This window comes from Ileibacterium valens (assembly GCF_001945525.1).
Lineage (GTDB): Bacteria > Bacillota_I > Bacilli_A > Erysipelotrichales > Erysipelotrichaceae > Ileibacterium > Ileibacterium valens.
Genome location: NZ_MPJW01000266.1, coordinates 1 through 4940, shown reverse-complemented (window position 1 = coordinate 4940; position 4940 = coordinate 1). Strand labels below are relative to the sequence as shown.

Below are 4940 nucleotides of genomic sequence, written 5' to 3'. Positions count from 1 at the left end.
AAAACTGTTTCTGAGTGGCCTTTGTCCAGACGAATGTCATCTTGTTGGCGTTGGCTTCAATTTTCGTTCCATCCAGATAAAGGACAGAAGAGTCTATCTGAGGATCATTCTGTTCGGCATAGCGGTTGAATTCCGTAAAGAGATCCTCCATGCATGGAGTAAGGCATTCCTTCTGAAAGCGGGAAATTGTACCGTAAGAAGGAGTTTCGCCATTGAAAAGGCAGAGCAGACGGATGTCGTGAGAATAAAGTTCTTCCTGCTGCCGCAAAGAGCAGTAGCCATAAAGAGTAAAAGAAATCAGAGCGGCTTTGAGCATGGCGTCTGCTGGGAAATGGCAGGCTGGCCAGGAGGCAAAAGAAGGATAAAGGGCAAGGTCGAGATAATCATCGACAAAGGAACTGACAGTAGTGAAGACAGAATCCATCTCAATATGAGGGAAGAGAGAATGGAGCAGTGGCAAACGGCCCTGAATCGAGTTATAGTGTGTTTGGTAATTTTGTTTATTAAGCATGAACATATTTTACCAAAAAAGGCACCTCATCCATTACGGATCAGGTGCCTCTTTTTATTTTTGGACTGTCAGAAATTTAACAGCCCCTGGCTTTGTTTTCTAAATATTTTCCATAAGGAAATCTTCAGGACATCTAAGGTGGATCGTTTGGATCGAGAAGCCGGAATCATTCAGGCAGTTCAATTTCAATGACATAGCGCTGATAAGCGTTGATCACTTTGGTGCCATTATATTCAGTCATCCGGGGGTAATGTCCATAATTCATATGGACATGGCCATGAATAAAGAACTTTGGATGATATTTATCGAGAATTTCAATGAATGTTTCAAATCCTTCATGCGGCCGGTCAGGGCCATCGTTAATGCCTTTAGCCGGCGCATGAGTGACCAGAACGTCGATTCCATGAGAGCGAAAGAGCTGAAACCACATGGAAACATAGCGGCGAAACATTTCATTTTGTGAATACATGAAAGGACCTTCCTTGTAGCGGATACTTCCGCCAAGTCCCATAATTCGCAGGCCTCTCCATTTATAGATTTTCTGGTCGATGTTGATGCATCCTTCAGGAGGTTTTCGCAGATACTTGCCGTCATGATTTCCCTGCACATAAAGCACATCTCCATTAAACATTGTAGCCAGAAAAGACAGATAATCCGGCGGAAGATCTCCACAGGAAATGATCAGATCGATTCCTTCAAGTCGTTCGGGAGAGTAAAAATCCCACAGGGCTTTTACCGGTTCATCAGAGAGGACAAGAATTTTTGCGGTTTTCATTGTTCTTCCTCTTTTACAGTATGAAGTCCATGAACATTGACAAGCTGTTCTGCTTCTGGAAGCATCTGGTAATCCTTAGGAATGCTTCCGACGATGTTCTGATTGAGCCAATCCATCTGAGCCAGATCAAGCAGAGTGATCTGATCCATGTGGTTGATGGTGCCATCCTGAGCGACCAGATCCCCTTTGAATGGAGAAAACATGGATGAGGCCATGGAATCTTTGACCAATCGAATCAGACGTTCAAGCTGTGCAGGCATCTTTTCAGAAAAGTTGACATCGAGTAATCCATTACTTAAACCCCACCAGTAATTGATCGAGTCATTGCCGGTATTGTATTCATCAACAGAATAGGAGTTGTTTAATACCGCTTTAATGATCTTTCGGTAGAAGACATCCCAATGGGTTTCGATTTTGGCCAGATTGATGAATTTTCCACTGCGTACGTCAAACAGGCCGCTTGCTTTAGCGTTTTTGGAATCGAGATCGAATTTTTCACCCTCAATGTAAATGATGTCAATATCGAGAGGAAAGTCAGGAACGGTTGCTTCCTGAGTTGTTGACCAGTCTAAAAAGATCTCAGCATTGGGATTCACCATGGCGACGCCAATCGCAAAAGCATTAATGTTGGCAGCCGTTCCGTAAATTGGATAGCTGGCAATATACCCTATGTGATGGCTCTGAGTTAAGGCTCCGGCGATTAAACCAAGAAGCAGCTGGATTTCAAAATCACGCGAATAGAAAGTTCTTAATTTTCCAGTGTTGGTGTTTAAGGAGCAATTCAGGATCTTGACTTTAGGGTAGGCTGCTGCAAACTGATTGCTGATGCGAAGCATTTCCGGAGAGTCGGTAAAGATCAGTTCATTGCCCTTTTTGATCGCTTCTTCTAAAGCCTGTATCTGTTCTTCTTCAGAATTGACTTCATCATAGATAGTGACATCTATTTCATGACCAAGCTCTTTTCTGATCTTTTCAATGGCAACGATATGCTCCTTGGTCCAGGAAGAAGATTTTGCATTTGTGTTTTCAATAAAAGCGACCTTGAGTGGAGAAGTTCGTAATGAAAGGATCTTTTTCTTTTCACTGGTATCCGTATCCGTTAAAACAGTGGTTTCCCGTTTATGCGGATAGATCTCAAGATCTGGCCAGATCTTCTTTAATTCCTTTTCGATCTTTGAAGGAGTCAGAATGTTGTTTTTTTGAAATCCGTAATAATCCAGATAAAGCAAGAAAGCGTCACCGCTTGATAAACGAAGCTTCCTGCCGCCCATTTTGTTGAATGCGGTTTCGAAAGCCTTGAACTGTCCTTCAAAGTCTTCAGTTTCGGCTTCGGTAAATGGGTGTTCTGTATCGACATTGAGGACCTTTTCCAGTCTGTTGTAGTTTTTGGGATTCGACATCAGAATGACATCTGTTCCAGTCAGATTCTGAAAGTTTAAAAAAGCCTGGTAAATCTCGGCGGCTTTCGTATCTTTTGTCTCCAGTACAATTTCCCGAACTTCGGCCATCACTGAAGCGGCTTTACAGAATTTCAGCACCGAAACCCGTTTGTTGCCTTCTTCGACAAAGTAGCGGCCAAAAAGTTCATAGACTTTGATCGGATCACGTAACCCTTCTTCAATCTGGGCTGAATATACGTTTTCCCATTTCGCGGCAAATTCTGTTCCGGATTTTAAGAGCGGCATGAAGTTTGCCGCAAAAGCTTCTGTCCGGCTTCCTGTTTTAGTTCCAACGACCCTGTCCAAGGAAATCTCTTTGAGTTTCCAGGGCTTGTTTTTTCGGATTTTATTGTCTTCTGTAATGGTATCGAGAACCGGCAGATAAGGGTTTTTTCCTTCAAGAACGCGCTGCTTGTAACATTGCTGTCCATCGCGGTACGCCTTTTCGTATGCATCGGCGGATTTCATTGTCATCACCTCAGAATCAGTCTAACAAAAATCAAAACATACGCGCCTGCTATGACTGATCATCAAGTATAAATATTAGGATAAGGTTTTCAACCTAAGTAGTTGAGTTGGTTAAAATCCAGTGCAAACTTAGACAATGATTTGACCAATATAGCCATAAACTATCGTTTTAACGGAAAGCGATTACAATATAGATGGATGAGTATCCATGCTATAGAAAAAAGAAATGAGTGATCAGTTATGTTTATTCGAGGATACGAATGGGGGATTCTGCACAATTTGATTGGTAAAAAAGCACAGGCTGTCATCCTGCCGGACTGGGATGATAATGAAAATTCAAACCAGGCTGTTCTGGTGTTGTCCGATGAGCAGGGAATAGTGATTGATTCCTGCTTCCGTGAACATGCTCCCACTGAAACGATCGGAGATTATCCACAGCTGAGAGTTCGCGTTATTGATTCCATTCCCGACGAAATCAAACAGAGAGAAAAGAAGATCGATCTGAATGAATATGGCGAAATCATCCGTACAGTGAAGATTGTCAACGAGGAAGTTGATTCTCCTTCGGATATCGCAAGATATACAAAAGCCATTCACATCGAGTTTTCAGGGGATCGGGATGTGACGATTACACGGGAAACTTTCAGGAGCCCGCAGCTTCATGTATTCGAAAAGGGTGACTGGGAAGGCGAAGTTATTAATAAACGCGATCCATACGCTTCCAGACAGATTCTGAGTTTCTAAGTTTTCATATAAACCATCAAATTGAATGGTGGAAAAATATATCAATCATTAAAGAGGCCGTCGAATGAATTATCGGCAGCCTCTTTAAATTTTGGAACAATCTCTCCCCAAAATTAATGAAAAACGATAGAATTGTGCGAGAGCTTACATAACAGGTAAAGAAAAGATGTAAAGTGGGTCTTTTGAAATAAAAACAGACAGTTCACTGAATATGCCTATATTCTATTGTGTCATTGGGCAAACAAATATAAAATAATCTATAAAAGATTTAAAATAAACTATTGACAGTGATAATCCAATTTTTTATACTACAAGCATGCCTGAGATTTGTGTTGGGGGACACAGATAGCAGGTATGGGGAATAATGTAAGGACGATAAAACATCCATAATAATATAATTTCATGTAATGTGTGACTTGAGTTTAATTGTTAATGCAAATACCTTCTGATAATGTTCATACTCTTACCTTCTACTATTCGTCCTTATCTTGTGATTATGAAGGAGCTTGGTGATACCAAACTTCTTGAGCCTGTTCAATTTGAGCAGGCTTTTTTTGGTTTGGATCATTTTCATCTTCTTAAACAAATGATCATTTTCTTGCTTATGGACTGGACTGGAAATCAAAGGTAAGTTCTTTATATTTGACGGGTTGCCCGAAATGAAATTACCTATATACCATTAAAGGCGAAGAATCTTTTGAATTCTGCAGTTTTCCTCTCAGGAAAGCTGTAGAACGCAAAGATCTTCGCCTTTTTTACATTGAAATATTATTGATTCAGACTGACAGAGCACAGAGTTCTCTGATTTCATCATTCCAGGGAAGAACGCTGTCAATGACATCAGCCGGTATAACTGAACCGCGCCATTTCTGGAACCTGTTCATCACCAGTTCGAGATACTTGAGGACATTCAGTCCGCAGCGTCTGGCTGTCTTGACTATCGAAGACAGAAGCGTCAGCGCTCTGGCTCCGTCTTCACTGTATGCGAACAGCCAGTTATGCC

The 4940-nt window shown here is 41.5% G+C and carries 4 protein-coding genes and 1 pseudogene; 1 reads left to right on the top strand and 4 read right to left on the bottom strand.

The window, feature by feature from the left end:
* From BO222_RS12260 to BO222_RS12250, 3 genes are all read right to left on the bottom strand, one after another.
* Positions 1–511 (bottom strand): transposase (locus tag BO222_RS12260; RefSeq protein ID WP_198932093.1); only part of this gene is annotated, 511 nt, incomplete at its 3' end.
* Positions 512–677: 166 nt separating this feature from the next.
* Entirely contained in the window at positions 678–1286 is a 609-nt protein-coding gene (locus tag BO222_RS12255; protein WP_075821031.1) for a metallophosphoesterase family protein, read from the bottom strand.
* A complete protein-coding gene (locus BO222_RS12250; RefSeq protein ID WP_075821030.1) occupies positions 1283–3193 on the bottom strand; it encodes a BMP family ABC transporter substrate-binding protein in 1911 nt (636 codons plus the stop codon). Before BO222_RS12250 ends, BO222_RS12255 begins: the two co-directional genes overlap by 4 nt.
* Positions 3194–3433: 240 nt before the next feature.
* Here BO222_RS12250 and BO222_RS12245 point away from each other — a divergent pair, with 240 nt between their 5' ends.
* Positions 3434–3937, top strand: a complete 504-nt coding sequence (locus BO222_RS12245; protein WP_075821029.1) for a hypothetical protein — start codon at positions 3434–3436, stop codon at positions 3935–3937.
* Between the two features lie 776 nt (positions 3938–4713).
* Here BO222_RS12245 and BO222_RS13855 read toward each other — a convergent pair.
* Positions 4714–4940 (bottom strand): annotated as a pseudogene (locus BO222_RS13855) (hypothetical protein); the annotation flags it as partial.

What these genes read in the sequence shown, in the direction of transcription:
- BO222_RS12250 (WP_075821030.1), bottom strand. Translation starts at nt 3,193, where the DNA reads ATGAAATCCGCCGATGCATACGAAAAGGCGTACCGCGATGGACAGCAA.
- BO222_RS12245 (WP_075821029.1), top strand. Translation starts at nt 3,434, where the DNA reads ATGTTTATTCGAGGATACGAATGGGGGATTCTGCACAATTTGATTGGT.
- BO222_RS12255 (WP_075821031.1), bottom strand. Translation starts at nt 1,286, where the DNA reads ATGAAAACCGCAAAAATTCTTGTCCTCTCTGATGAACCGGTAAAAGCC.